This window comes from Nocardia asteroides (assembly GCA_019930625.1).
Taxonomy (GTDB): Bacteria; Actinomycetota; Actinomycetes; order Mycobacteriales; family Mycobacteriaceae; genus Nocardia; species Nocardia sputi.
The window spans coordinates 5,891,616-5,916,856 of record CP082844.1 but is presented as its reverse complement, the minus strand read 5'-3'; the positions used below and the strand labels follow the sequence as shown (position 1 = coordinate 5,916,856).

22 protein-coding genes and 1 pseudogene are annotated in these 25,241 nt (G+C 67.3%); 9 read left to right on the top strand and 14 right to left on the bottom strand.

All coding sequences use genetic code 11. The features are described from left to right. Window positions 1–28: 28 nt before the first annotated feature. Both K8O92_26810 and K8O92_26805 read right to left on the bottom strand, forming a co-directional pair. On the bottom strand, window positions 29–439 hold the full coding sequence (locus K8O92_26810) for a DUF302 domain-containing protein (protein UAK31377.1): 411 nt from the start codon (window positions 437–439) through the stop codon (window positions 29–31). A gap of 33 nt (window positions 440–472) precedes the next feature. Beyond that, on the bottom strand, window positions 473–742 hold the full coding sequence (locus K8O92_26805; protein UAK31376.1) for a metal-sensitive transcriptional regulator: 270 nt from the start codon (window positions 740–742) through the stop codon (window positions 473–475). Window positions 743–897: 155 nt separating this feature from the next. On the opposite strand from K8O92_26805, the gene K8O92_26800 reads away from it, so the two are divergent. Next, a complete protein-coding gene (locus K8O92_26800; GenBank protein UAK31375.1) occupies window positions 898–1,509 on the top strand; it encodes a disulfide bond formation protein DsbA in 612 nt (203 codons plus the stop codon). A 292-nt stretch (window positions 1,510–1,801) separates the two neighbouring features. Here K8O92_26800 and K8O92_26795 read toward each other — a convergent pair whose 3' ends face one another. Then, window positions 1,802–3,160 carry an MFS transporter gene (locus tag K8O92_26795; protein ID UAK31374.1) on the bottom strand — a complete coding sequence of 453 codons (1,359 nt, stop codon included), beginning with the start codon at window positions 3,158–3,160 and terminating at the stop codon, window positions 1,802–1,804. Next, window positions 3,157–4,527: an MBL fold metallo-hydrolase gene (locus K8O92_26790; protein ID UAK31373.1), complete on the bottom strand. Its 1,371-nt coding sequence runs from the start codon at window positions 4,525–4,527 to the stop codon at window positions 3,157–3,159. The genes K8O92_26795 and K8O92_26790 overlap by 4 nt, the downstream gene beginning before the upstream one ends. Window positions 4,528–4,736: 209 nt before the next feature. On the opposite strand from K8O92_26790, the gene K8O92_26785 reads away from it, so the two are divergent. From K8O92_26785 to K8O92_26765, 5 genes and pseudogenes are all read left to right on the top strand, one after another. Next, entirely contained in the window at window positions 4,737–5,408 is a 672-nt protein-coding gene (locus K8O92_26785) for a metalloregulator ArsR/SmtB family transcription factor (protein ID UAK31372.1), read from the top strand. Then, window positions 5,405–6,586, top strand: coding sequence for a cysteine desulfurase (locus K8O92_26780; protein ID UAK31371.1), 1,182 nt, complete (start codon window positions 5,405–5,407; stop codon window positions 6,584–6,586). Before K8O92_26785 ends, K8O92_26780 begins: the two co-directional genes overlap by 4 nt. 180 nt (window positions 6,587–6,766) lie before the next feature. Continuing rightward, on the top strand, window positions 6,767–7,105 hold the full coding sequence (locus K8O92_26775) for a metalloregulator ArsR/SmtB family transcription factor (GenBank protein UAK31370.1): 339 nt from the start codon (window positions 6,767–6,769) through the stop codon (window positions 7,103–7,105). 8 nt (window positions 7,106–7,113) lie between these two features. Beyond that, entirely contained in the window at window positions 7,114–7,587 is a 474-nt protein-coding gene (locus K8O92_26770) for an SRPBCC family protein (GenBank protein ID UAK35967.1), read from the top strand. Window positions 7,588–7,631: 44 nt separating this feature from the next. Further along, window positions 7,632–8,248: pseudogene (locus K8O92_26765) on the top strand (maleylpyruvate isomerase family mycothiol-dependent enzyme). Window positions 8,249–8,422: 174 nt separating this feature from the next. On the opposite strand, the gene K8O92_26760 reads toward K8O92_26765, so the two are convergent. The 4 genes from K8O92_26760 to K8O92_26745 are packed head-to-tail and all read right to left on the bottom strand — an operon-like array spanning window position 8,423 to window position 13,586. Continuing rightward, complete coding sequence (locus K8O92_26760) at window positions 8,423–10,030, bottom strand: ABC transporter permease (GenBank protein UAK35966.1); 1,608 nt, start codon at window positions 10,028–10,030, stop codon at window positions 8,423–8,425. 8 nt (window positions 10,031–10,038) lie between these two features. Beyond that, on the bottom strand, window positions 10,039–10,953 hold the full coding sequence (locus K8O92_26755; GenBank protein ID UAK31369.1) for an ABC transporter ATP-binding protein: 915 nt from the start codon (window positions 10,951–10,953) through the stop codon (window positions 10,039–10,041). Continuing rightward, window positions 10,950–12,548, bottom strand: coding sequence for a beta-lactamase family protein (locus K8O92_26750; GenBank protein ID UAK31368.1), 1,599 nt, complete (start codon window positions 12,546–12,548; stop codon window positions 10,950–10,952). The genes K8O92_26755 and K8O92_26750 overlap by 4 nt, the downstream gene beginning before the upstream one ends. Before the next feature lie 51 nt (window positions 12,549–12,599). Beyond that, window positions 12,600–13,586 (bottom strand): 1-phosphofructokinase family hexose kinase, encoded by a 987-nt coding sequence (locus K8O92_26745; protein ID UAK31367.1) that lies wholly within the window; start codon window positions 13,584–13,586, stop codon window positions 12,600–12,602. A 648-nt stretch (window positions 13,587–14,234) separates the two neighbouring features. On the opposite strand from K8O92_26745, the gene K8O92_26740 reads away from it, so the two are divergent. Both K8O92_26740 and K8O92_26735 read left to right on the top strand, forming a co-directional pair. Further along, window positions 14,235–15,761 (top strand): AAA family ATPase, encoded by a 1,527-nt coding sequence (locus tag K8O92_26740; protein UAK31366.1) that lies wholly within the window; start codon window positions 14,235–14,237, stop codon window positions 15,759–15,761. A gap of 431 nt (window positions 15,762–16,192) precedes the next feature. Next, window positions 16,193–17,584, top strand: a complete 1,392-nt coding sequence (locus K8O92_26735) for a WS/DGAT domain-containing protein (protein UAK31365.1) — start codon at window positions 16,193–16,195, stop codon at window positions 17,582–17,584. A 102-nt stretch (window positions 17,585–17,686) separates the two neighbouring features. Here K8O92_26735 and K8O92_26730 read toward each other — a convergent pair whose 3' ends face one another. Next, a complete protein-coding gene (locus tag K8O92_26730; GenBank protein ID UAK31364.1) occupies window positions 17,687–18,427 on the bottom strand; it encodes a hypothetical protein in 741 nt (246 codons plus the stop codon). A 498-nt stretch (window positions 18,428–18,925) separates the two neighbouring features. Here K8O92_26730 and K8O92_26725 point away from each other — a divergent pair, with 498 nt between their 5' ends. Beyond that, window positions 18,926–19,504, top strand: coding sequence for a CBS domain-containing protein (locus tag K8O92_26725; protein UAK31363.1), 579 nt, complete (start codon window positions 18,926–18,928; stop codon window positions 19,502–19,504). A 40-nt stretch (window positions 19,505–19,544) separates the two neighbouring features. On the opposite strand, the gene K8O92_26720 is transcribed toward K8O92_26725, so the two are convergent. From K8O92_26720 to acsA, 5 genes are all read right to left on the bottom strand, one after another. Then, window positions 19,545–19,799, bottom strand: a complete 255-nt coding sequence (locus K8O92_26720; protein UAK31362.1) for an acyl carrier protein — start codon at window positions 19,797–19,799, stop codon at window positions 19,545–19,547. 3 nt (window positions 19,800–19,802) lie between these two features. Next, window positions 19,803–21,290, bottom strand: coding sequence for a 2-oxo acid dehydrogenase subunit E2 (locus K8O92_26715; GenBank protein UAK31361.1), 1,488 nt, complete (start codon window positions 21,288–21,290; stop codon window positions 19,803–19,805). Continuing rightward, complete coding sequence (locus K8O92_26710; GenBank protein UAK31360.1) at window positions 21,291–22,259, bottom strand: alpha-ketoacid dehydrogenase subunit beta; 969 nt, start codon at window positions 22,257–22,259, stop codon at window positions 21,291–21,293. Further along, window positions 22,256–23,182 carry a pyruvate dehydrogenase (acetyl-transferring) E1 component subunit alpha gene (gene pdhA, locus K8O92_26705; protein ID UAK35965.1) on the bottom strand — a complete coding sequence of 309 codons (927 nt, stop codon included), beginning with the start codon at window positions 23,180–23,182 and terminating at the stop codon, window positions 22,256–22,258. The genes K8O92_26710 and pdhA overlap by 4 nt, the downstream gene beginning before the upstream one ends. 77 nt (window positions 23,183–23,259) lie before the next feature. Beyond that, the gene (gene acsA, locus K8O92_26700; GenBank protein UAK31359.1) at window positions 23,260–25,074 is read right to left on the bottom strand and encodes an acetate--CoA ligase; all 1,815 of its coding nucleotides are present in this window, start codon (window positions 25,072–25,074) and stop codon (window positions 23,260–23,262) included. Window positions 25,075–25,241 lie beyond the last annotated feature (167 nt).

The following is a 25,241-nucleotide window of genomic DNA, read 5'->3' as shown; positions in this document are numbered from 1 at the left end:
ACCCGATGGACTACGCCCGCTGGGTATGTCACACGGAATTCGCGGTGCTCAGGGAGTCGATGGCGGCCTGCAGCTTGGCGGCTGCTCGGGTGGCTACGGGTTGCAGTGCCGGTTCGTTCGTCACCTGAACCATGAGTTGCGGATTCATTGCTTCGACGATGACCTCGGAATCGGAGCCGGGGTTCTGGCGCACGACGACGTTGCAGGGCAGCAGGAGTCCGATCTGCCGGTCGATCTCGACCGCTTCGTGGGCCAAGGGTGGATTGCAGGCGCCGAGGATGAGGTAGTCCTCCATGTTCTCGTCGAGCTTGGCTTTCAGGGTGGCCCGGACGTCGATCTCGGTGAGGACGCCGAATCCTTGCTCGTTCAGCGCGGCCCTGGTCCGGTCGACGGCGTCGTCGAAGCTGGTGTGCAGAGTGGTGGACAGTCCCAGATTCATGGTTCGGTCCTTTCGTGAGGGGACGATTGCGAGTCAGGCCAGAGCTAGGAACAGCTTCTCCAGCTCCTCGACGGTCATCGGCTTCTGGCCGTCGGAGGCTCGGCCGGTGAGGCATTCGCGCAGTCCGGTCGCGACAATCTTGAATCCGGCGCGGTCGAGTGCCCGGGAAACCGCGGCGAGTTGGGTGACAACGTCTTTGCAGTCGCGACCCTGCTCGATCATGGCGATGACGCCGGCGAGCTGACCATGCGCGCGCCGCAGCCTGTTGAGTGTTTCGGTGATAGCTGTTTCGTCGCCGACCATGGTTGCTCCTTCTTTCTTCGGTACCTCCGTCATGATACCGGTGGGGGTATATCCGGCCGATCCTGTGACGCTTCGACATACGATACCCCCGGGGGTATATTGACGATATGAGCAATATACCCGCCCGGGTATCTGGCGGTGACAGGAGGATTTCAGTGGCCGATATCGATCTGTATGTGGATCCTGTATGCCCATTCGCTTGGGTGGCGGCGCAGTGGCTGCTCGACAGTGCCCCCGACGAGCATGCGGTGACCTTGCGGCAGATGAGCCTGGCCGTGCTCAACGGCGATCACGACGTCGATGCCGACCACGCCCCGATGATCGTCCGATCACGTCGGCTCGGCCGAGTGTTCGCCGCCGCCGTGCAGCGATACGGCCGGACCGCGTTCACACCGCTCTACCTCGAGTTGGGTCAGCGGTGGCATGCGGGCGGCAGCCACGCCGACGCCGCGATGGCTGCCGCGCTAACCGCGACCGGTTTTGATCGCCAGCTGATCGAAGCCCTCGACGACACCCGTTACGACGCCGCTGTCGCCCACACCCATCACGCCAGCCAAACAGCGCTCGGTGGGCGGAGCGGCAGCCCCATCATCAGCGTCGACGGTCACGTCTTCAGCGGTCCGGTCTTGACCGAGCCACCCCAGCCCGGACACGCCGCCGAGCTGCTGGCTGCCGTTATCATCGCGGCCACCACTCCCGGATTTGCCGCGCTACAGCGCCCATACCAGGGCCCGCCCACCCTCGCAGACGCCGAGGAACAGCGCTGATGTGCTCCTCCATCATGTGCCGTGTCTGTGGCAAGACCACCTGGACCGGCTGCGGCGCGCACATCGATGCCGTTCGCGTCGCCATCCCGCCGGACCAGTGGCGCCCTGGACACGACGACGACCACGCTCCGAACCGCGTTTCCGGACCACGTCCCGGTCGCCGGTGGTTCCCTCGGGGAGGGGCCGATCGGAGATAGATCAGACAGTCCCGCCAACTCACGCCAGTGCCACTGTGGGTTGATCAGTCAGGACGGCGGCGGTGCATAGATGATGACGGTGACACCGATCGCCGTCACCCCTCAGCTGGTTCGGGCGCAGCGGTTATCGCTCCTTCTTCGTTCGCGACATCCTGTTCTGACCGGCGCTCGGGCGGTGCCGATTCGGCGGGTGGTCGGTGGGTTTCGTACATGCGTATGCCAACGGCCACGGCGGTGGCTGCGCTGACTGCGGCGGCGGCCCAGACCGCGGCGTGCAGGCCCATCAGGTCGGCGACGATGCCGCCGAGGATGGCGCCGACGGCGTAGCCGAGGTCGCGCCAGACGCGGTAGACGCCGACGGCGCGGCCGCGCCAGACGGGGTGGGCGACATCGCCGATCACCGCGAGCAGGGTGGGATAGACCATGGCGGTGCCCGCTCCGAGCAGGATGGTGCCGACCGCCCAGCCTGCGAATCCGTGGGAGGCGGCGATCAGTGCGAGGGCGGCGGCTTGGGTCGCCATACCGGTGGTGATGAGGTGTTTGCGGCCGATGCGGTCCGACAGTGCCCCGGTGACCAGTTGTCCGGCGCCCCAGACCCCTGGGTAGAGGGCGAACAGCAGCCCGATCTGGCCGACGGACAGCTCGGAGGCGGCGAACAGCAGCGGGAACAGTCCCCAGGACAGGCCGAAGTTGAGGTTGTTGACCAGTCCGGCGAGGCTGGCCGAGGACAAGGCGGGTTCTCTGAGGCTGGTCTGGACGGCGATTTGCCGGTCGGTGAGCTCGGCGTGCAGGTGGTCGTGCAGGCCGTCGGCGCGGGGGGCGTGCTGGCCTGCTTCCAGGTGGGCGTGGCCTCGGGTTTCTCGGATGAAGACCCCGGACAGCAGCAACGCCAGGGCGGTGTAGGCCAGCCCGAGCAGGAATGGTGCCGGACGTAGTCCGTAGTGTTCGGCGAGGTAGCCCGCGAGCAGGGAGCTGATCGCGACGGCGCCGTAGCCGGCGGCTTCGTTCAGCCCCATGGCCAGTCCGCGGCGGGTGGGCCCGACGAGGTCGATTTTCATGACGACGGTGGTCGACCAGGTCAGGCCCTGGTTGATGCCCAGTAGCACGTTGGCCGCCACGACCCACCACCAGTTCGGGGCGGTGATGAGCATCAGCGGCACCGGGGCTGCGAACAGCCAGCCCACCAGCAGGACCGGTTTGCGGCCGTAGCGGTCGGAGAAGGTGCCGGCGAAATAGTTGGCGATGGCTTTGGTGATCCCGAACGCGGCGACGTAGGTGAAGATGAAGGTGTAGCCGGTGAGCCCGAATTCGGATTCGGCCAACAACGGCAGCACGGTCTGCTGCTGGCCGACCATTCCACCGACCAGCGCGTTGACCGCGACCAGAAGCGTGAACTGGGCTGCGTTCTCCCGCAACCCCAATACCGGGGGGCGCACACCGGCGCGCAGGCTCATGATCCGGCCTGCAGATCCTGGCCGAGGGCGCGGGCATAGTCGCCGGGGCCGCCGTCGAGCACCCGGATATCGGTGCGGCCGTGGCGTTCGAGGAGACTGGCGGCGGTCATGGCGCGCTCACCGTGGCCGCACATCACCACCACCGGCCCGGCCGGGACATCGACCAGATGCTCAGCGAGCGAAGCGAGTTCAATGTTGCGGGCACCAGGGACGTGCCCGGCGGCGTACTCGCCGTGCTGGCGGATATCCAGCACCGCCGCCGACGGGTGCGCGGTCAACTGATCGGCGGCGAGCAGCTGCGCCGCGGTGCTTTCGACCGGCCCGGTCCAGGCGTTCATGCCACCGTGCAATTCTCCGGCGAGGGTGTCGAAGCCGACTTTGGCTGCTTCCCAGACGATGTCGTCGGGATTCTGTGTGGTGTCGCGGACGATGACGATCGGCCGGTTCGTATCGGCCAGCCAGCCCAGCCAGGTGGCGAACACCGGGCGCAGGGTGATGGCCAGTGCGCCGGGGATGTGCTCGGCGGCGAAGTCGGCCTGGTGACGCACGTCGACGACCTGGGCACCCTCGGCGATCAAATCGGTGACCTCGTCGGCGGTCAGCGGCTCCAGTTCCGGGGTGGAGCCGAGCACGGCCGGGCCCTTGTGGTTGATCTCGCCCAGCCGCAGGAAATAGTCGGGGAAGCTGCCCATCGAGCCCAGCAGGGCCTCGACGAAGGCGTCCTCACCGTCGGCCCGCAGCAGCGGGTTGGTCGCGCGCTCTTTGCCGATGGTGCTGACCCGCTCACCCCCAAGTGAGGACGAGCAGAACGACCCCGCACCGTGCGTCGGCCACACCGGGGTGTCCTCGGGCAGGGTCATCAGCCGCTGCAACGAACGATATTGGTCCCGCGCCAGCGGGATCGTCTGCTCGGGGCTGACCAGGTCGGTGCGCCCGGCGGTGCCGACCATCAACGATCCGCCGGTGAACACTCCCAGCAGCTTGTCCTCCTCATGCAGCAGGTAGGACAGGTGCTCGGGGGAATGGCCCGGGGTGAACCACGCGTGCAGGGTGAACGCGCCGATGGCGATGGTGTCGCCGTCGCCGAGAGCGGTCACCTCGAATCCGCGTGGCCCCACCTCGGGTGCCAGGACGGTCGCGCCGTCGATATCGGCGAGTTCGCGCGCCCCGGAGATGAAGTCGGCGTGCAGGTGGGTTTCGACAGCGAACGCGATCCGCAGACCGCGCTGCTGCGCTTCGGAGCGCACTTGGCGCAGGTCGCGTTCCGGGTCGAGCACCAGCGCCCGGCCATCACCCAGATCCAGCAGGTAGGTCGAGTTGCCCAGCCCCTCATCGATGATGGGAACAAGCGTGAAATCGGTCGGCATCGCAGAACTCCTGTCGCTGGCCCGCAGGCAAGACCACTATTCCAATAAACCATGGAATATTGCGAGTAGACTATTCCATGTTTCCTTGGAAGAGCAAGCCCGCAGGAGGCGGACTGTCGAGGCTCTTCCCAGGCTGGGCGGCGCGGAGCGCCGCATGGCACGCCACGGAGGGAGGGATACGCTATTCCACGGATGATTGGAGTATGTGAATGAGTGACAAGCCCGCCGCCAAGGCAGCTCTATACGAGGCGTTCGCAGCCAGCGGCAAGGCCCTGGGCAGCGGCAAGCGCCTGGAACTGCTGGACCTGCTGGCCCAAGGCGAGCGCACCGTGGAAGCACTCGCCACCGCGGCAGGGCTGAACCTGACGACCGCGTCTGCGCATCTGCAGACGCTCAAGCAGGCCGGATTCGTCGCCACTCGCCGCGAGGGGGTGCGGATCCACTATCGGCTGGCCGGGGACGACGTAGCGCAGCTGTTCGCGCTGCTGCGCAAGGTCGCCGAAACCCACCAGGCCGCCGTGGCCCCCGCCCGCGACAACTACCTGCGCCCCGACGGCGGTATGGAGATGAACCGCGAGCAGTTGCTCACCCGCGCTGCGGCCGGTGAGGTGATCGTGCTGGATGTGCGGCCGGTGCCCGAATACGAGGCCGGCCACATCCCCGGGGCGGTGAGCATCCCGGTCGAGCAGCTGGCCGAGCGCATCGGGGAGCTGCCCGGCGGCACCGAGATCGTGGTGTACTGCCGCGGCGAGTACTGTGTGCTGGCCTACGACGCGGTGCGGCTACTCACCGACCGCGGCCGTCGGGCGATCCGCCTGCACGACGGCATGCTCGAATGGCGCTTGGCCCGACTGCCCATCGAAGCCGCCTCTCCGGCATGACCACACCCGTCCCCGACCGGCCCGGTCCCGCCGATGGGCCGGTGTATCTGGACTACAACGCCACCACGCCGGTCGATCCGCGCGTCGTCGCCGCGATGCTGCCCTACCTCACCACCTGCTTCGGCAACCCCTCCAGCAGCCATGCCTACGGTGCCGACCCGGCCGCCGCGCTCGTCACGGCCCGAGCGCAGCTCGCCGTCCTGATCGGTGCCCTGCCCCCGGAGATCGTGTTCACCGGCTCGGGATCGGAAGCGAATCTGCTCGCCTTGCGCGGAGCCATGGTGCGCACGCCCGGTGCCCACATCATCACCCAGGCCACCGAACATCCCGCGGTGCTGCAGACCTGCCAGGCCCTGGCCCGGCTGCACGGCGTGCGGGTCACGGTGCTGCCGGTCGGTGCTGATGGCCGCCTGGACCCCGCCACGCTGGCCGCCGCCCTGCGCGACAGCGGGGCGACGCTGGTTTCGGTCATGGCTGCCAACAACGAAACCGGTGTGCTGCAACCGATCCGGGAACTGGCTGCCCTTGCCCACCACCACGGCGCGCTGTTCCATTGCGATGCCGCCCAGGCCGCGGGCAAAATCGCCGTCGACGTCGCCGCCCTCGGCGCGGACCTGCTCACGGTGGTCGGGCACAAGATGTACGCGCCCAAGGGCATCGGTGCCCTCTACGTACGCACCGGCGTCGAACTCGAACCCGTCGTCTACTGCGGGGGCCAGGAACACGGCCTGCGCGCCGGCACCGAGAGCGTCGCATTGACAGCCGCATTCGGTGCGGCCGACGACCTCGCCGCCGACGACCTCGCCCGCAACGTCCCGGCCCGCATCGCGCGGCTGCGTGACCAGCTACACCAGCAGCTCGGCACGGCACTACCGGGGCGGGTGCATCTCAACGGTCATCCCGACCACCGGCTGCCCAACACCCTCAACGTCAGCGTCGACGGCACGCGCGGCCACGAGATCCTCACTGCCGCACCAGACATCGCCGCCTCCACCGGCTCGGCCTGCCACAGCGGCACCCACGCCCCATCCCCGGTACTCGAGGCAATGGGACTCGACACCGCGCGGGAGTTGAGCGCGCTACGGCTGTCGCTTGGCCGGTGGACCACCCCTGACGACATCGAGAAGGCGGTCACCGCGCTCGTCGCAGCCGTCATAGCGACACCGGCCCCGTCATAGAACGGCAACCAGCGTGGGCAGCGCCGAAACGCCACATGTGATCACCGGCCGACCCACCACCGACACTGCCACGTCGATACCGTCGGATCGACCGCATCCGCACGAGGTCGGATCGCTGATGGGCGTCATCGCCGCCGCGAAGGCTTGCGCACCAGTATATGAAAGTGCACACTTACGAAAGTGAACTCTTTCAGAGATGTGGACCTGGGGATTCTGGGTGACCCGATGCGGCGAGAGATCTTCGAGCGGGTAGCACGGCACCCGGCGTCGGTGGGTGAGCTGGCCGAGTCGTTGCCGATCACCCGCCAGGCGGTCTCGCAGCATCTGCGGGTGCTGCGCGACGGCGGCCTGGTCGTGGCCAGGGCGGAGGGGACCCGGCGGATCTACCGGATCAACCCCGACGGCCTGGCCGGAATCCAGGCGTATTTCCAGCGGATCTGGGACGAGTCACTGGCCGCTTTCCAAAAAGCCGCCGACGCAGCGGCCACAGACACCACCGAACAGGAGCCTCCTCGATGACCACACCCATGCCCTTCGCCGCGCTGCACGGCACGGCGAACGTGCGCTTGCCGCTGGAGAAGGCGTTCGCCTTCTTCACCGAGTCGTTCGGCGACTGGTGGCCGACGGCCTATCACATCGGGGAAGCCGACATGGCCGAGGCGATCCTCGAACCCCGGGTGGGCGGGCGTTGGTTCGAACGCGGGGTGGACGGTTCGGAATGCGATTGGGGGCGCGTGCTGGTATGGGAACCGCCGCACCGGATCGTGGTGACCTGGCAGATCAACGGCCATTGGCAATACGACCCGGACCCCGCTCGCGCCAGCGAGATCGAGTTCCGCTTCACCGCCGAATCACCGGAGCAGACCGCGCTCACCCTCGAACACCGCCACCTGGACCGGCTCATCGAAGGTAAGGCCATGCGCGACACCATCGTCGAACGCGGCGGTGGTTGGAGCACGGTGCTCGCGCGGTTCGCCGACATCGCCGGTGCGCGAGCATGACCGGCCGCACCCGGTACGACCGACCCGAGGGCAGGCAGGCCGAGATGAACGATATGGATATGGCCGAGGCCGAACGCAGGGATCTCGCGGCGCTGCTGACCGGGTTGACCCCGCAGCAGTGGCAGATGCCGACGCTGTGTGAGCGGTGGCAGGTCAAGGACGTGGTCGCCCACATGATCAGCTACGACGACCTCAGCACCGCCGGGCTGGTCAGGCGGTTCGTCAAGGGCCGACTGCTGTGGGCCAACCAGGTCGGCGTCGACGAATTCGCCTCCCACACGCCCGATCAGCTGCTCGAACTGTTCACCACACGCCTGCGGCCACGAGGGCTGACCGCCGGTTTCGGAGGCATGATCGGACTCGTCGACGGCACCATCCACCACCAGGACATCCGCCGCGGACTCGGCATCCCCGCCAAATCCCACCGCAGCGCCTGCACCGGGTACTGACAGCGATACGCACCAACCCCCGCCTCGGCGTTCCGTGGCGCATCCGCGGGCTACGACTGGAGGCCACCGACCTCGACTGGTCCACCGGGAAAGGAACACTGGTCTCCGGTACCGGTGAAGCGCTGTTGATGACAATGGCCGGTCGCCGCGGCATCACCGACGAACTAGCCGGCCCTGGCCGAGCACGACTAGCCGGGCGAATCGGTAATTGATTCTCGTCGCCCCGCCTGCACCGCGCGCCTCCGGCATGGCGTGGTGCTACGGCTGATCGCCCACCGACCAACCAGGCAGACGCCCGAATCATCGGCAGTCCTCATTCCGCTTCGGGCCTCGCCGAGTACTCGCGCGACGAGCGACAACGTGTTCGCCAGTGGACGGAGTCCTGGTCAATACCCGACGTCGCGGCGGCGAAAACCGGCGGCAGCGAGTATCAGCCCGGCCAGTGCGGTCAGGATGATCACGAGTATGGGCGTGGCGGTGACGGTATGCAGCGGCACCTTCGGAATGTGGGTGAACGGCGAGGCGTCGTCGAACCAGTCGGGCAGATCGAATGCGGCCGCGAAGAGCAGCGCCACGGCGCAGTAGGCGAAGGCGGCCCACGCCACCGCTACAGCCGCTCTCGGAGCCCAGCCGAGGCCGAGCACCGCAACCGCGATCACCGACCAGACCGCCGGTAGATACACCAGCGCCACACCGGTCATACGCAGTGCCTGTCCTGAATCGGAGATCGTCAACCCGTACGCCAGACCGATGCCGAAACCACCGACAGTCAGCACGAACGCGCCGCCCCCCACAGCGATGGCGAGATGGCTCGCCAGCCAGCGATACCGGCTGACCGGAGCCGCCAGCAGCGGCTCGGCGCGTCCCGCGGTTTCCTCCCCACGCGCGCGCAGCACACTGGCGACGCCGAACGCGGCGGTGAGCAGCGCGACGATCGACACCGTCAGGGACAGATACGAGTTCACCGCGTCGGCCGCGCCGCCGGGAAGGTAGGCGGCGATCTCGGGATTGTCGTCGAGATAATCCGCGATACTGTCGGCGAACGAGCCGTACGCGGCGCCTAACGCGAAAACGGCCACGGCCCACCCGGCCAGCGAACCGCGCTGCAACCGCCAGGCAAGGCCGAGCGGCGAGCCCAGCGCCCAGGACGCGGTCGCGCGCCCCGTGCCGTAGGGGAGCAGTCCGGCGCCGAAGTCGCGTCGATCCAGCAGAGCGAAGGCCGAAGCGGTCAGAGCGAAGGTGGCGGCGGCGAACAGCAGCACCGTCCACCAGTGGTCGCCGGCGTACGGGTAGCTGCGCTGGGCCCATCCGATGGGCGATGCCCAGGAGGCGGCTCCGTTGCCCACATCGCCGATCGCGCGCGCTACATAGGCGGCCGCCAGAGCAAGCCCGACCGCCCCGTAGACGCTGCGCGGATTCTCGAAGATCTGCGCGGCGACCGCGGTGACGGCGGCGAACGTGACACCCACGCCCCCGGTGACTGCTCCCAGCAGCAGGGAGCCACCCGTCGGCAGCCCGGTACCGACCGCGGCGACGAAAAGCACCAGCACGACGGCGGTATCGGCCAGCCCCGCCAGTGTCAGCGCGGCGACGGTGGGTGCCCGGCGCCCTACCCGCGCCGAGCGGAGCAGTTCCGCGCGCCCGGTCTCCTCGTCCGAGCGAGTGTGCCTGCCGACCAGAAACATATTCATCAACGCGACCACGACCGCCAGGTACGCGAGTATCTCGAAAACGATCTCGCCGCCGATGGTCGTCAGCAATTGCGTCGGCCCTCCCATGGCGACGGCGGCCGCACTGGCACTCATCGTCTCGCGCAGCTGCGCGAGCTTCTGCGGCGTGTCGTAGAAGCGTTGACTACCGACCGACTGGAACGCCAGCAGCGCGGCGGCGCCGAACAGCCAGCACGGCAGCGAGAACCGCTCGCGTCGCAGCGCGAAGCGCAGCAGCGTGCCCGCCCCGGAGAAATCTTGCCGCAGCGTCGGCCGCGAAATCAAGGCGGTGCTCACCGGTTCTGCTCCCCTGAAGGGGCCGATGCGGCGCCGTAGTGCCGAAGGAAGATGTCTTCGAGTGTGGGTGGCGTGCTGGTGAGGCTGCGCACGCCGAGATCAGCGAGTACGCGCGTCACGGCGTCGAGGTGGGCGGTGTCGACATCGAACCTGGCCCGAGTGCCGTCGCGGACGAGGTCGTGCACTCCCGCCACCGCGTCCAGCCCCGCCAGCGGCCGGATGGTTTCGACGGTGATCGTGGTGCGGGTCAGATGCCGCAGCTCGGCTAAGGTGCCGCTTTCCACGGTGCGCCCGCACCGGATGATGCTCACCCGATCGCACAGTGCCTCCACCTCGGCCAGAATGTGACTCGACAGCAGGACGGTCCTGCCCTCGTGCTTCCATTCCGCGACGCAGCGCTGGAATTCGGCTTCTTTCAGGGGGTCGAGGCCAACGGTCGGCTCGTCGAGCAACAGCAGCTCCGCGTCCGAGGCCAACGCCGCGACGAGCGCGACCTTCTGCCGGTTGCCCTTCGAGTAAGCACGGGCCTTCTGGTGTGGATCGAGATCGAATCGCTCCAGCAATTCGGCGCGGCGGCGCCGGTCGATCCCGCCGCGCAGACGGCCCATCAAGTCGATGACCTCGCCGCCGGTGATTCCGGGCCAGAGGAGGACCTCACCGGGCACATAGGCCAATCGCGCGTGCAGTGCGACTGCGTCCGACCACGGATCACCGCCGAGCATGCGCACCGTCCCGGAATCCGCACGCAGCAGTCCCAGCAGAATCCGAATCGTCGTCGTCTTACCCGAGCCGTTCGGACCCAGGAACCCATGGATCTCACCGGTGCCTACGGTCAGATCCAGTCCATCGAGCGCTTTCGCGGGACCGAACGATTTCGTCAGGCCGGCGATCGTAATCGCGGGCTCGGTCATCTGGGCATCCTTTCCGCCCGCCGGGCCGGCAAGGTTCTCGACTTTCGCAGCGTCATGGGATGCAGGTCGAAGTGCATCCTCATCGCCCCCGTGCCGGACTCTCGACTGAACAGAATTCTGCCGGTGCCTAGGCCCCACCGACCCATATCGATGCGGAAGGCCAAGGGATCGTCGGGATCGTCGGGGTGCAGAGGCAGTCCGCGCACCAGGGCGGGAATCGGGGTCAGCACCCGCAGCACCGGTCGGCCACCGCTGATCCGTACTTCGGCGCCTGCTCCTACCATCGATCGGGCGCGGACATCGGTGAGCGCTCCGGGCAGTGGATAGAAGCCGCAGATCTCGGACCAGATTTCCGGTCGGTGCGCGACGTCGTCGCGGATCGCCGGTTGCGCGACACCCAGGATCTCGTGCAGTAGGGCGGAGGATTCGGCCGGAAGCCAGAGCATGGCGCGATGACCGCCGGTGACGAAGGCCAGGACGGCCTGTCCGTCGTCGGGGGCGAGCCAGATCTGGGAGTTGAAACCGGGCAGGATGCCCTGATGCTCGATCACCCGATGGTTTCCGGCTTGACCGCGGAAGAATCCGAGGCCCATTCCCGGCACCCGGGGATCGGGCTGGTACTGCGGTGCGAACATCATCGCCAGCGTCGCGGATTCGATCACGGATCCGTATTCGTTGCCACCGCCGCCGAGCAGTGCGGCGATATAGCGGCCGATATCGCGCGGAGTGGAGTAGGCCGAGGACGCCGCGGCGGTGATCATCTCGCGATGGGTGATCTCTTGCGGCCCGTGCGCGCGCAGTCGGTATCCGACCGCCCGCCGCGCCGCGGCTGCGGGCGGAGTGAGACTCGTGTCGAGCATGCCCAGCGGCAAGAAGAGCCGCTCGCGCAGATAATCGGCGAATGGGACGCCGGTGACGTCGGCGACGATCTGGCCGAGGGTGGCGAAACCATGGTTGGTGTAGGTCCATCGGCTGCCCGGTTCGGCGTGGACACGCAGGCCGCGCCGGTAGTACCGGCTCAGCGGCGGTACGGGTTCGCCCGGCGCAACGCTCTCTCCGAAATCGGGGTCCAGTACCCGCCTGGGATGGGCTGTCTCACCGATGCCCGAGGTGTGGGTCAGCAGGTGGCGCGCCGTTACCGGCCCGAACCGCGAATCGGCGGGGACCAGACGATAAGCGCGTAGATACGTGCTCGCCGGGGCATCGAGATCGATCAGTCCGCGCTCCCACAGCTGCATCACCGCGATCGCGGTGAATGTTTTGGTGATGGACGCGATCCGGAAGATCGTGTCCTGGGTGACCGGACGGTTCGCCGCGAGGTCGGCCATCCCGTGCCCAGCGAACTCCATTCGACCCTCACGCACCACGGCGACCGCGGCGCCCACCACGGCACGCCGACCGAATACGCGTACGATCCGGTCCGCTAGTCGCAAGTCCTCGTTTACCAGCACGGTTTCCCCATTCGCTCGCTGCCGTCGTTGCACTCTCAGCGTGCGGCTTCGCGGAGGGCGTTGGAGGAGGACATCGACTCGAAGGCGGAGGTCGAACGTCCCACACTTTCCCGCAGACCCGTCGGATGGCGGCCGCGCTGACATCTGTCCACCTCTGTCCTGTCCACGTACTGTGGCTCGGAGCGCGTCGGGCGGCTACCGCAGCGGCGGGGCCGTCGGCCGCGCGAGGTCATCGGCCTCCCCACCAGAGCCGTCGTCGAGCAGAGATTCTCGGTACAGCTCCGCGATGTGCCCGCAGCGCCCGGGGCCGGTACCCGCCGTGGCCAGCGCTGCCGTCGCGGCGGCGATACCCAGACGCACCGCGTCGGCGAGTTCGTATCCCCGTGTCAGCCCCACCGTGGTGCCGCCCACCATCGCATCGCCTGCACCGATACCGCTGCGCACCCGCGCCGGGATCGCCGCGAACCACTCGTGCCGGTCACGAGTCACCATGAGCGCTCCGGCGGCGCCGAGGGAAAGCAGGACGATCTCGGTCATTCCGTCGGAGACGAGCCGCCGAGCCTGCGACAACTGTTCCGTGCGATCGATCAGCGGATGCCCGACGTAGTCGCCGAGTTCCCGCACGCTGGGCTTGATCAGATAGACGCCGCGGCGGATACTGCGCAACGCGATGCCCGAAGTATCCAGCACCACACGCACACCGAGTTCGCCGGCGAGATCGGTGAGGGTCTGATAAAAGTCCGAGGACACACCCGGTGGCAGAGTTCCGCTGGCCACGAGGTAGCTCCCGCGGCGCACCGCACGCTCCACCTCGGCCAGGCAGCGATGCTGTTCCGGGTCGGTGAGCCGCGGGCCTGGAAAGACGAATCGGTACTGCTCGCCGCTGATGGTTTCGGTGACCGAGAGACTTTCCCGGGTCGATTCGGCTACCCGCACCGGCCGCGGCGGCACTCCGGTATCGCGCACCAACTGCTCGAGCAGGCGACCGCTCGGGCCGCCGGTGGGAAAGACCGCGGTCACCTCGACGCCCAGCTCGGCCACCGTGCGCGCGACATTGATCCCGCCACCGCCTGGGTCGAAGCGTGGTCTCGCGCAGCGCATCTTGTCGGTCGGTACGACTCGCTCGACCCGAGTCGCGAGATCGATCGCGGGATTCATCGTCAATGTCACGATCCGGCCCACCGGAACCTCCTCGCTCCGTCCTTTCGCAGCGACCTCGCCGGAGACGGGCGCGCGCATCGACGGGCCTATGTCGCGACAGGCCGATCTAGTCGAGCGTCGAGTTCTCCGGACCCTGGCCCGTCGTCTTGTGGAGATGATCGCTGTCCCGCCACACGAAGTCCGTGAAACGACCGGACGCCTCGGTCTCCGTCACACCGCATCGCTGTCCGGCACCGATTACTCTGCCCACTGGCGCACGGCCGTAGCAGAGTCGGCGGCCCCTCAGGCGCTGGGACTAAGGTCCCTGCCCTCGACACCCGGTCTCTGTCTGGCGACTGTTTGTCGCTAGTCACTGGCGGGACCGGTCGGTTGCGCTTTCCGGCAGGGTCGATCCGGACATCGGTTCGATGCTTGCTCAGCTCGAACTCGTCGCGGCGGTGTCGAGCGTGGCCGGGCAGGACCGCGACATCAGCGCTCGGCAGGGAGATGGCCCCCAGGCGACGCTGTAGTCCTCGCGCGCCGATGACATTCGTACCGCGACAGAGGGGAATTCGTCCTCCAGATTATCTCGGGTGCTTCCTGTGAGACTGGTCGTGCCGGGAGGTCCTGCCTGGCGCGATGGAACCAATCGTCCGGCAGATCGACTCGTCTTCGAGAGGGAGCGCCGTCATGTTCGATGTCTCGACCTTGCGCACCGTGCCCGGCACCTCCCACGCACAGGAACCGTTCGCGCAATTACGTGAGACGCATACCGGGCTGGTGGTGCTGTGTGGGGACCGCGCGTACAAGGCGAAGAAACCGGTCATCACCGACTTCCTCGATTTCGGCACGCCCGAGAACCGGGAGCGGGCGTGCGCTCGCGAACTCGAGCTGAATCAGCGCCTCGCACCCGACGTCTATCTCGGTCTGGCCCATCTGACAGACCCGGAAGGCGGCGCCGACGAACCGATCATCGTGATGCGCCGGATGCCGGACGCGTCACGACTGTCCACCACGCTCACCGGCCCGGCTCGCGAAGCCGTCGAACTGTCCGCGCTCGCGCAGACCCTGGCGCGCTTCCACGCGGGCGCTCGCCGCGGCGCCGACATCGATCGCGCCGGTACACCTGCGCAGTTGCGTCGGCGATGGAACAGTCTACTACGGCCCCTGCGGCAATATACGCACGAGATGAGCGATCCCGACCTCTTCGTTCGCGCCGAACATCTGGCCATGCGCTACATCGACGGCCGCAACGCCCTGCTGACGGAGCGCATTGCCGACGGCCGCATCGTCGACGGTCACGGCGATCTACTAGCCGAGGATATCTTCGTCCTGCCGGACGGCTTCCGAATTCTGGACTGCCTCGACTTCGACGATGAACTCCGCTATGTCGACGGCGTCGATGACGCCGCCTTTCTGGCGATGGACCTCGAATTCTTGGGGCACCCAGGGGAATCCGACTCGTTTCTCGAAGATTACTTGCACGCGGCAGGCGACTCGCCCCCGCCGTCACTTCGGCACCACTACATCGCATACCGGGCGATGGTCCGGGCGAAGACCGACCATATCCGCGCCGACCAGGGGGATGTGCAAGCGGCCGGGCGTGCCGAGCGGCATCTCGACCTCGCCGTCGAACACCTGGAGCAGGGCGCCGTCCGTCTGGTGCTCGTGGGTGGCCTGCCCGGCACCGGAAAGTCCACGGTGGCAGCCCGGTTGGCGGCGGCCACCGGCGCAGTCATGATTTCCAGCGATAGTGTCCGCGCTGAGCTGCGCACCACGGGATCCATCACTGGCGCGGCGGGCATCTTCGGGGCCGGCGTCTATCGGCCTGCCGTGAAAGCACTCGTATATACCCAGATGTTGGACCAGGCTCGGCAGCGGCTCGAGCGCGGAATCTCGGTAATTCTCGACGCCAGCTGGACAGACTCCGACCAGCGCGCCCGAGCCGCCGCCTTGGCCGACGAGACTCGCAGTGATCTGGTACCGCTGCGGTGCGTCTGTCCCCGGCCCCTCGCCGCCGAGCGGATCGGCGCCAGACCCCAGGGCGACTCGGACGCCACACCCGCGATCGCGGCCGCGTTGGCGGCCGCGGCAACGCCATGGCCTGAGGCGCTCGTGCTCGACACCGCACAGCCGATCGAGGGCTCGATCGGCACAGCGTTGGACGCCTGGCGCGGTGCGGTGGTCCCGGCTTCTGCCGCCGTCAGGCGTGGATGAGCAACACCCGGCCGATCGGATGGGCAGACGATGGCCTCTGCTCCCGGATACGCTTCCGGGTATAGGACAAAAGGCCTTCGGATAAGGGTCTTCGTCATCGTTTGCCGTCGACCACAACTGAACAGACTGAACGGTATGGAAACCGTCGTGTGCCTGGGGCCCCGCGCGATCGGGCGCGGACCGTTCGCCGGTGAGATGCCTTACCTGCTGCCCACCTCGAGATTCGATCTTCCTCACCGCCGGTGCCGAGGTCCGCGATCCGAGGCGTGCCGATTGCCCGGCCCTGCACGCAACTATCGTCAGTTCGCAGGCCCTCATTCACACCGCGCGCCCCGTGGAACAAGGCCGGACGCACGGCTGAGAACACGCAGCGGTTCGACGGGGCACCTGGTAGAGGAAGGCAGCAGGTAATGGACTCCCGCGAATCCCACATGTCGCAGTCGGACCTGTTCTCGTGGAACATGGAGCGCGATCCGGTCCTTCGCTCGACAATCGTGTCGGTCCTCGTCCTCGACACCGAACCGGACTGGGATCGCTTGACGCGAACGATGGATCGCGGTACTCGTCTCGTGCCCAGATTGCGACATCGGCTCGCCGACTCGTTGCTCGGCCTCGCCCCTCCGAGGTGGGCACTCGATCCGGATTTCGACCTCTCTTGGCATGTGCGTCGATCCGCGCTACCGGAACCGGCGACCATGTCCGCAGTGCTCGACTTCGCGCGAACCGAGGCGATGACCGGATTCGATCCGGTCCGCCCGCTGTGGCGTTCGACCTTGCTCGGCGGTTTGAAGGGGGGCGGATGCGCGCTGGTGCTGACTGTGCACCACAGTCTCACCGATGGCATCGGCGGCATCCAGATCGCTACGTCGCTGCTCGATTTCGACCGCGCGGGCACCGACCATGGTCCTCCGCCCGAGCCGCTGGACGACCGCACGAGCTCACTTCGCGACATCATGGTGTGGAACTGGTCGGTCGGCTCAGATCTTCTTCGCGGCGGTATCCGTTCTACGCCGCCGACCTTATGGCGGGCACTGACCAATCCCGCGCAGGCGGTCCGCGACAGCGCCGCGCTGGCGAACTCGCTCGTCCACTTGGCGAGGCCCATCACTACGACGATGTCACCCGTTATGACCGGACGAAGTCTCGGTCGCCGGTTGGCGGTGCTCGACATTTCCCTCGAGCGGCTACGCGGCGCCGCGTGGGCCACGGGTTGCACCGTGAACGACGCCTTCCTGACCGCTGTGGTGATCGGGCTGCGCACATATCACGACCGGCACGGAGCGACGATCGACCACCTGCGGGTGACGATGCCGATCAGTCTCCGCACCGCTGACGACCCGCTCGGCGGCAACCGCATCACCCTCGCTCGCTTCGCGTTGCCGGTCAGCGGCGCCGAGACCGCGGACCTGATGCGAGCTGTCGGCGCCGCGGTCGCGGGTTGGCGTCGCGAACCGGCGATACCGCTGTCGGGTGCCATCGCGGCCGCGCTGAATCGGCTGCCTGCCGGGCTGCTGACCGAAATGCTCAAACACGTCGACTTCGTCGCCTCCAACGTCCCGGGCTCCCCCGTGCCTCTTTACATCGCCGGTGCGCGGATCGAGCGGATGTACGCCTTCGCCCCAACCATCGGTACGGCCGTCAACGTGACGCTGACCTCGCACGCCGGGACCTGTTACATCGGAATCAATGCGGACACCGCCGCGATCCCGGACCTGGAAACGCTGACCGAGTGCCTCACTGCGGGCTTCGCGACCGTGCTGGGGCTCGAACCGGGATCCGGGGCCGAATCTACGGAAGAAGCGTCTCGGTCAACGCCGGTGTAACGATTCCGTGAGGCAAGCCGTACACCGCGCGCCGCCCGGAGCCGTCGTGCACACCAGGGCGGCGGCCGACGGGGCCGATCGCGTCGCTGCCGTTGCATCGGTTCACGATTTGGTGCGGGGTGATGTCGTCGGCGAATCCAGCCGACCGCGCGACTTCCAACCGCGACGAGTGTTCTCACCTGTTCGAGAGGAAGCCCTCAGATGTCCCGGCTCCAGGATGCGCACCAGGAACGCTCCCGTGGTCGCTGCCATCACCGCGGCCATCACCAGACCGGCGAGAGCCCCGATCACCGCAGTGACCACCGCCGGTTGCCCAGGCCGCCACAGCGGGCCGGTGACCACCAGGAAAGCGCTCAGCCCGGTGATCCAGCCCACGGCGTTGGCCCAGATCCACAGAACCGCTCGGTCTGACCATTGCCGCAAGACATACCACTGTGCGACACCGAGAGCGAACACCATCACGATCGCACCTGCCGAAACCGTCGGCATTTGTATACCGATCGGCCAGTCACCGATTCGGTCACCGTAGAGGAGGGGTAACAGTCCGACGGTCCATGCGACGACAGCGCCGACGACCGTGGCCGCGACCCAGTCGCGGGCCGCAAAGCCCCGCAGTCGGCTGCGCAGGACGCGGGCTTGGAACCAGCCCAGCACACTGCCTTCGACCGCACCCGCGATCAATAGCGCGGCAGCGATCACGCCGGGCGACGAGTCGGCGATGAGCGCACCGACACAGGCGAGCAATACGAAGCCGAGGGCCTCGCCGCTGGTAACCGCGACAAACCAGCGACGCCCGAGGTCGCGGCGTGACGGCACGACCTTGCCTGCTCCCACGTCGATCACCGGATAAGGGTCGAGCGTGTCGGTGTGTTGCCGCGGATACGCATTTTGAGAAACCGCCTCAACCTCTCCCCCATCGTCCGCGACACCCCGACGGGCAGCCGCAATGCCGGCAACACCGGCGAAGCGCCGAGCCCTGACCTCGCATATCTGGTGATTGTCACAACTGCCTCTCCCGGCCTGTCGAATCGCCTCGTCCTATACCTCGATCTTCTGCTGCGCTTTCGTGCTGCCACAGAAACGAAAGTCACCATCCGGTGGCCGTTCGGAACATGCACAGGACCCTGGGCATCGCCACGCCCCGAGGACGTTGGTCCCGGAGTGAGAGGGCAGGACGCCTCTCACGTAAGCGCTGGAGGACGATCAAGCTGAACGTATGTCGTCGGACCAGTCGCCTGTCGCTCATCGAACGTCGAGCGGGGCGCCCGCGAGCCGCGTCGCGGCCTGTTCTCGACCCGGCACGACAACAACGTCCACGGCCACGTTCCGGAGGTGATACCGATGTACGCACGGGATGTCCTCAGCCGACCTGTCGTGACGGCGCGGCCGGAAACACCGTTGAGTCAGGCGACCGCACTGCTGACCGCGCACGGCTTCGCCGCGCTGCCGGTCGTCGACGAGCAGGGGCGAGTGGTCGGAATGCTGGCCGAATCAGACGCACTGGCAGCGGATCCCGGCATAGGAGCCGCCACGGTCGAACAGGTGATGTCGGCACCGGTCGAGGTCGTCACACCCGGTACCGACACCGCGACGATCGCCTCCCGCATGCTCACCGGGCACCTTCGATCAATGCCCGTCGTGGAGGCCGGACTACTTGTCGGAATCGTATCTCGTCGCGACCTGCTGCGCGCCTTGATCAGCGATGACGCAACCATCGACGCGAGAATCCGAGCATTGCTGGACGACTACGCAGGCAGCCGTCGGCAGTGGTCGATCGAGATATCCGACGGAGTGGTCACCGTTCGCGGCATGTTCGCCGATCCCAGCGAACAACGGGTCATCGCCGCTCTGGTCCGCACTGTTGACGGTGTGCGCCACGTGGAGGTGGTCGACGACGCCAGAATCGTCCCAGACCGCTGAGCTCAACGCCCCTCCGTACGCAGAGCCATCGGGGTGGGGTTCAGCGGGGACTGGTGAGGAAGTCGACGCAAGAGCGGATCGTCGAAAGCCGTGGGTAGTCGCTCTCCTCGATCCGGCCGCCTGCGGTGGAGAGCCGTTCCACGAAGCTGAGGAAGTCGATCGAGTCGAGTTCCAATGCGCTGCGCAAAGGTTCGTCCTGGCCGAGGGCGGAGATGTCGGCCTCGCCGGCGAATCCGCGCAGTGCGTCGCGCACTATGCCTTCGGCCTTCTCGCGGGACATGGTTCCGGGCATCATGCTTCACAACTCCTCTGGCTGTTGGAGCAGGTCGGCGACAGTGTTGAGAAAGCGGGCTCCGACCGCGCCGTCGCTGGCCCGATGATCCGCCGAGAGCGTGGCGGTCAACTGGGGACGCACGCCCAGCAGCCCGTTCACCGCGCAGGGACGTTGGGCGACAGCGCCGAAGCCGACTATCGCGACCTGCGGCGCGGCGATTACGCCGAAGACCGAATCCACCCCTAACTCACCGAGGTTCGTCACCGTAATAGTCGCGGGAACGGCGTCCGCGGAACGCAGCCGGGCGGTGCGAGCACGGGCGACCACGCCACGCAGTGCGTCCATCATGGCCGGTGGAGCGAGTGCGCCGGCGTCCGGGATGGTGGGCACCATGATTCCGCCGCCCCGCAGCGACACCACAACGCCGAGATGCACGTCGGATGCCGGACGGAACTCGTCATCGAGCCAGTGTCCGTTGAGATCCGGCACCGCGCGCGCCGCCCGCGCCGTAGCACACAGCAGCAGAGCGGAGGACAGCATGCGCGCGGTGACGGGTGCGCGCCGGTTCGTGTCCTCCAGCCAGCGCAGTGCGGCGTCCATATCGATGGTGCTGGACAGGTAGTAGTGCGGTACCGTCCGCTTCGACCTGGTCATGGCCGCCGCGATCACCTTGCGTATCGCGACGGGATCATGTTGCGCTGCTTCGGCAGTGCGCTCACGTGTCTGTCCAGCGGGCGGTGCGGGCGCGGATTCCGCTGCGGGAGAGGCAGTTCCGGGGCCGACTCCGGCGGTTCGTACATCGCGAGCGCGCACTGCACCGGCCGGGCCGGTGCCCGAGACGTTCGCCAGATCGACTCCTGATCCGGAGACCAGCCGACGCGCGTAGCCGGACGCTCGCGCCACCTCGGTTCGTAGCGACGGACCTTCGGGTGCGTCGAATCCCTCCTGAGGCTTCGTTCGCTCCTGGAGCGGCATCTGCTCGTCGAGACCGGCGGCAACATGTTGCGGCGTCGCGCGCTCACCGGCGGAGATGACAGCCTCCACATCCGCGCGCACGATCCGCCCACCGGGCCCCGACCCGTGCAGTGTCGCCAGATCGATGCCCGCCTCCTGTGCCAGTCGCCGGATCAGCGGTGTGGCACGAGAACCGTCTTCCTGTGCGCCATCCGGACCGGGTGCCTGCTCACCGTGGGCCGGTTGCACCGGTTCGGTCCCCGGCTGTGTGTTCGCGGCCGGTACAGCGGTTCGGGCCCCGCCGGCCTCGCCGGGCTGGCGCATTGCGGGTTCTATCGTGGCCAGCGGGGTGCCCACCGGCACCGTCTTTCCTTCCGGTACCAGGATCGTCCCGACGACGCCGTCATCGAAGCATTCGATCTCGATCGCGGCCTTGGTGGTGTCCACCTCCGCAACCACGTCTCCCTTGTGCACCACATCTCCTGGATGTACGAGCCAGTGCAGCAGTGTGCCCTCGACCATGTCGGCGCCCAGCGAGGGCATCTGGAACTCGGTCACTCAGCTCACCGCCGTCCGCGCCGCGTCGACGACAGCCTCCACCCGCGGCAGCGCCGCCTCCTCCAGCTGCCGCGCATACGGAATCGGCACCTCTGCGGTACAGACCCGCGCGATCGGGGCGTCGAGGTCGAAATAAGCGTATTCGGCTGCGCGGGCGGCTATTTCCGCCGCAATACCGACACTGCGCCAGCACTCGTCGACGATCACCAGGCGATGTGTGCGCGCCACCGAGTCGAGCACCGTGGTTTGATCCAGTGGCCGCAAACTGCGCAGATCAATCACTTCCGCGGAAACTCCTTCGCCGGCGAGCAGTTCGGCGGCTGACTCGGCGATCGACAGAGTCCCGCCGAACGCGACGACAGTGACATCGGTCCCCGCCCGCCGCAGCGCCGCATGGTCGATGTCCACCGGCTCCGCGTCCAGAGGCAACTCGCCCTCGCTGTTGTACAACGCGATCGGTTCGAAGATCACGACCGGGTCCGGATCCTGCAGCGCGGTCCACAGCATCCCGCGAGCGTCCGGCACGGTGGCCGGTGAAACCACGCGAAGTCCCGGGATGTGCGCGTAAAAGGCTTCCAGGCTGTGCGAATGCTGGGCAGCCAATTGACGGCCAGCGCCCGTCGCCATCCGGATCACCAAGGGCACGCCGAGCTGACCACCCGACATGTGCCGCAACGTCGCGGCGTTGTTGAGGATCTGGTCCAGCGCGAGCAAGCTGAAATTGCCGGTCATGATCTCGACGATCGGCCGCATACCACCCAACGCCGCGCCGATGCCCGCGCCGACGAACGCGGATTCGCTCAAGGGAGTGTCGCGGATCCGGTTCGGTCCATACTCCTCGAGCAAGCCGCGACTGACCCCGAAGCAGCCGCCGTAGGCGCCGACGTCCTCCCCCATCAGGAAGGTGCGATCATCGCGATCCAGCGCTTCTCGCAGCGCTTCGCGCACCGCCTCGCGATAGGTGATCATGGTCGCTCCGCGTACACGTGCCGGGTCAGGTCGGCAACCTCCTCCAGCGGCCCCTCCTCGGCCTCGGCGATCGCGTCGTCCAACTCGGCGTCGACCTCGGCCTGAAGGGCGGAGAGGGCCTGCTCGTCGAGCGCTCCCGACGCCTGCAATTCGGCGGACAGACGCGGGATCGGATCGCGTTTCTTCCACAGCTCGATCTCAGCTTTGTCCCGGTAGCGATCGGCGTCGTAGAGCGAGTGGGCGCGGAACCGATAGGTTCGCAATTCCAGGAAGCAGGGTCCGCTGCCCCCGCGAATGGATTCCACCGCCCGTCGGGTGGCCGCCGCGACTGCCTCGGGGTCCATGCCGTCGACGGGCCAGGCAGCCAAACCGTAGCTGGAGGCGCGCAGCGCCAGATCGGTGACCGCGTGCTCACGGTGCAGCGCAGTCCCCATCGCGTAACGGTTGTTCTCACATGCGAACAGGACTGGAAGCCGCCACAGTGCGGCCAGGTTCAAGCATTCGTGGAACTCGCCCTCGGCCGCGGCGCCGTCACCGAACAGGCACACTGTCACCCCTGGACGGTTTCGCATGGCATCGGCCAGGGCCAGCCCGACCGCTAGCGGCAGCCCACCAGCGACGATCGCGTTGCCGCCGAAGAAGCGCCGTCCGGCATCGAACAGATGCATGGAGCCGCCGCGACCGCCGCTGCACCCGGACACCCGTCCGAACATCTCGGACATCAATGCCGCCATCGGAATGCCGCGAGCGAGTGCGTGCCCGTGTTCCCGATAAGTGGACACCACCGCGTCCTCGGCGCCGATCTGCCGCAGCAGACCGGCCGCGACAGCTTCCTCGCCCACGTACAAGTGCAGGAAACCTCGGATCTTCTCGGCGCTGTAGAGCTGCACGCAGCGCTCCTCGAATCGCCGGATGCGGATCATCTGCCGCAGCAATTCGATCCGTTCCGCGGCAGCCAAAGGCAGGCGGTCGCCGAGATGATCCGGCAGCTCGATGGTGGTCACGGCGTGCCCTCCAAAGTCGACACGTCGCCCTCGGGCAATCCTTGTTCGCGGGCCTTCAGCAGTCGGCGCATCACCTTTCCGCTGCGGGTGTGTGGCAGGCTCTCGGCAAAGGAGATCTCCTTGGGTGCCACCGCGCCCAGTGCCCGACGGCCGAACGCGAGCAGCTCGGCCCGCAGCGCTTCGGAAGCGACGTAGTGCGGCCGCAACAGCACGAATGCCTTCACCAGCTCTCCGGCCACGGGATCGGGAGTGCCGATCACGCCCACCTCGGCGACCGCGGGGTGTGTCATCAGCGCACTCTCGACCTCGAACGGTCCGACCAGATGCCCTGCCGACTTGATCACGTCGTCTGCTCGGCCGACGAACCAGTAGTAGCCGTCGGCGTCACGGCGGGCGAGGTCGCCGGACAGATACCAGCCGTCGGCGAATGCCCTTGCGTACCTTTCGGGTTGACCCCAGTAGTCGCGGAACATCGACGGCCATCCCGCCCGTAGCGCGAGTTCACCGATCTCGCCGGTTTCGGCATACTGAACGTCCCCGTCTGTGATCACCGCCCGGTCGTCCGGTCCGCGGCGTAGAATCGTGGCCTCGATTCCGGGCAGCGGCTGTCCCATAGAGCCTGGTCGCACTTGTTCGGACGCGAAGTTGGCAATCATGATGGCGCCGGTCTCGGTCTGCCACCAGTTGTCGTGCACCGGCTTGCCGAGGACCTGTTGGCCCCACACGACGACCTCCGGGTTCAGCGGCTCACCGACACTGGCGACAAACCGCAGGCGGGAAAGATCGGTGCCGGGCGGCAGCGCGTCTCCGCGGCGCATGAGCATGCGCAGTGCGGTGGGCGCGGTGTACCAAACCGAAACTTCTTCCCTGGAGAGGACGGCGTACCAGTGCAGGGCGTCGAAGTCTGCTTCGTCGGTGATCACGGTGGCGCCCAGGCTCAACGGCGCGATCACCCCGTAGGACATGCCGGTCACCCACCCCGGATCCGCTGTACACCAGAATACGTCTCGGGGCCGCAGATCCAGCGCGTAGCGTGCCGTGATCCGGTGCGCGAGGACCGCACCGTGTACATGTACCGCGCCTTTCGGTTTTCCGGTGGTCCCGCTGGTGAAATGCAGTAGCGCGGCGTCATCGGGGCGAGTTCGCACGATCGGGAATTCGGCGTCGACGGCCACCATGGCCAGCGCCAAGTCGATGACGTCACCTTCCGGCTCGCCATCCGGTTGCGCGTCGGTGATCAGTACGTGCCGTAGAGCCGGCAGCCCGTCCCGGATAGGCGCGACTTTGCGCCGGTAGAGGCCGGTCGTCGTGACCAGGGTCGTAGCCTGGGAGATATCGAGGCGTTGCCGTATCGGCTCCGGTCCGAAAGCGGAGAACAGGGGCGACACGACGCAACCGGCCTTCCACGCACCCAGGGCCGCGACGTACAGTTCGGGGGTGCGGCCCAGCAAGATGCACACCCGTTCGCCCGGGCCCACACCCAGACCGTGCAGCACGGCAGCGAATCGATTGCTCAAATCCGCCAGGTCGGCATAGGTCAAGGTGGAGCGTTCACCGGTCACGCGCAGCGAGCGCAAGGCGGTGGCGTTGGCCAGGGACGTGCCCAGGTGACGGTCTACCGCCTCGTAGGCAATGTTCACTCCCCCACCTGGTAGTCCCGCCAAATCTGATTGCGCCGCCGCCCAGTCGAATACTCGGTAGGACATCCGATAATCGTTCAGATTCGCGTCGACCCGTTCGATCGGAGACTTCTCGATCGGCTTCCAATGCGTCGGCTCGTACTTGGATGCGTCGTGGCTCACAGTCTTCATTTCGGCCTCCGTGATCCAGTCAACGATGGGTGTGCACTTCTCCGGCAGGGCGTAAAGACCTTCCCTGGTGGTGACCTCCGTCGTTTCCGGCGTCCGATGGCGGTAGGACCCCCAGAGCGGGACTTTCGCCCCTGTGCGGCGGAAGCCTGGCGGAGGGACGCTCATCG

What these genes read in the sequence shown, in the direction of transcription:
- pdhA (UAK35965.1), bottom strand. Translation starts at nt 23,182, where the DNA reads ATGATCCGCATCCGGCGATTCGAGGAGCGCTGCGTGCAGCTCTACAGC.
- K8O92_26790 (UAK31373.1), bottom strand. Translation starts at nt 4,527, where the DNA reads ATGCCGACCGATTTCACGCTTGTTCCCATCATCGATGAGGGGCTGGGC.
- K8O92_26710 (UAK31360.1), bottom strand. Translation starts at nt 22,259, where the DNA reads ATGATCACCTATCGCGAGGCGGTGCGCGAAGCGCTGCGAGAAGCGCTG.
- K8O92_26795 (UAK31374.1), bottom strand. Translation starts at nt 3,160, where the DNA reads ATGAGCCTGCGCGCCGGTGTGCGCCCCCCGGTATTGGGGTTGCGGGAG.
- K8O92_26810 (UAK31377.1), bottom strand. Translation starts at nt 439, where the DNA reads ATGAATCTGGGACTGTCCACCACTCTGCACACCAGCTTCGACGACGCC.
- K8O92_26770 (UAK35967.1), top strand. Translation starts at nt 7,114, where the DNA reads ATGCCCTTCGCCGCGCTGCACGGCACGGCGAACGTGCGCTTGCCGCTG.
- K8O92_26720 (UAK31362.1), bottom strand. Translation starts at nt 19,799, where the DNA reads ATGATGCCCGGAACCATGTCCCGCGAGAAGGCCGAAGGCATAGTGCGC.
- K8O92_26785 (UAK31372.1), top strand. Translation starts at nt 4,737, where the DNA reads ATGAGTGACAAGCCCGCCGCCAAGGCAGCTCTATACGAGGCGTTCGCA.
- K8O92_26780 (UAK31371.1), top strand. Translation starts at nt 5,405, where the DNA reads ATGACCACACCCGTCCCCGACCGGCCCGGTCCCGCCGATGGGCCGGTG.
- K8O92_26735 (UAK31365.1), top strand. Translation starts at nt 16,193, where the DNA reads ATGTCGCAGTCGGACCTGTTCTCGTGGAACATGGAGCGCGATCCGGTC.
- K8O92_26740 (UAK31366.1), top strand. Translation starts at nt 14,235, where the DNA reads ATGTTCGATGTCTCGACCTTGCGCACCGTGCCCGGCACCTCCCACGCA.
- K8O92_26725 (UAK31363.1), top strand. Translation starts at nt 18,926, where the DNA reads ATGTACGCACGGGATGTCCTCAGCCGACCTGTCGTGACGGCGCGGCCG.
- K8O92_26750 (UAK31368.1), bottom strand. Translation starts at nt 12,548, where the DNA reads ATGTCAGCGCGGCCGCCATCCGACGGGTCTGCGGGAAAGTGTGGGACG.
- K8O92_26805 (UAK31376.1), bottom strand. Translation starts at nt 742, where the DNA reads ATGGTCGGCGACGAAACAGCTATCACCGAAACACTCAACAGGCTGCGG.
- K8O92_26755 (UAK31369.1), bottom strand. Translation starts at nt 10,953, where the DNA reads ATGACCGAGCCCGCGATTACGATCGCCGGCCTGACGAAATCGTTCGGT.
- acsA (UAK31359.1), bottom strand. Translation starts at nt 25,074, where the DNA reads ATGAAGACTGTGAGCCACGACGCATCCAAGTACGAGCCGACGCATTGG.